Annotated in this window: 2 protein-coding genes; one reads left to right on the top strand and one right to left on the bottom strand. The window is 62.2% G+C overall.

Annotated elements, in window-relative coordinates:
• Positions 1 to 315: TMEM175 family protein (locus EN879_RS37710; protein WP_127274801.1), on the bottom strand; the 315-nt coding region annotated here is incomplete at its 3' end.
• A gap of 151 nt (positions 316 to 466) precedes the next feature.
• Between EN879_RS37710 and EN879_RS37705 the strand changes: the two genes are divergently transcribed.
• The coding region (locus EN879_RS37705) for an MFS transporter (protein ID WP_127274800.1) at positions 467 to 781 on the top strand (315 nt) is incomplete at its 3' end.

The following is a 781-nucleotide window of genomic DNA, read 5'->3' as shown; positions in this document are numbered from 1 at the left end:
GGGCAGCAAGGCGATGAAGGCGAGAAAGCAAAGGTTCAGCGTGGCAAGCCGTCGATCGGATTTGGCGATCAGACCATGCTGCGCCTGCTGGCCAAACCAGAAGATGGTCAGCGTCAGGAAGCTCAAGGCGTAGGTCAGGAAACGCGGCGCCAGGGCGGCGATCGCGGCGAGCAGCTCGCGTTCGGAATGGATCGCCTCGTGCGCCGGCACCCTGATTTCGAGAACGATCAGGGTGAGCGCGATGGCGAATACGCCATCGGTGATCCCGACGATACGGCCGCGTCCCTCAGCCGATGCTTCAAGTGGCCGCTTCATCGATGTTTCCCCATCGGCACCTTCCGGAAACCTAGCATGGTTGCCGCCATTTGCATCTGACAGGGTGCGACCCTGGCCAAACGGCTGGTTTCAGCGACAGCAAGCCACTGGCTGGTTGTTGCCGGTGCGCCAGGGGTTTAAGCAAGGTTTCATGCATTCACCAAGTGAAGCCGCCGCCGTCCCGCTGACCAATCCGGTCACGAATGGAACGTTTTGTCCGCAGTCGCGGCGACGATTTGTGCTGATCGCGGCAATTCTGGCCTCGGCGCTTGGCTTCATAGACGGCTCCATCCTGGCCATCGCTACACCAGCGATCCGCGTCAATCTCGGCGCAAGCCTTGCCGAGGCGCAGTGGATTTCCAATGCCTATGCGTTGACGCTCTCGGCGCTGATCCTGGCCGGGGGCGCTGCCGGTGACCGATTCGGTCTGCGCCGCGCCTTCGTGGCCGGCATCGCGCTGTTCATC

It is taken from the genome of Mesorhizobium sp. M7A.F.Ca.AU.002.02.1.1 (assembly GCF_003998535.1).
Taxonomy (GTDB): domain Bacteria; phylum Pseudomonadota; class Alphaproteobacteria; order Rhizobiales; family Rhizobiaceae; genus Mesorhizobium; species Mesorhizobium ciceri.
Note: the sequence above shows the minus strand (reverse complement) of the source record. Positions and strands in the feature narration are given on the sequence as shown.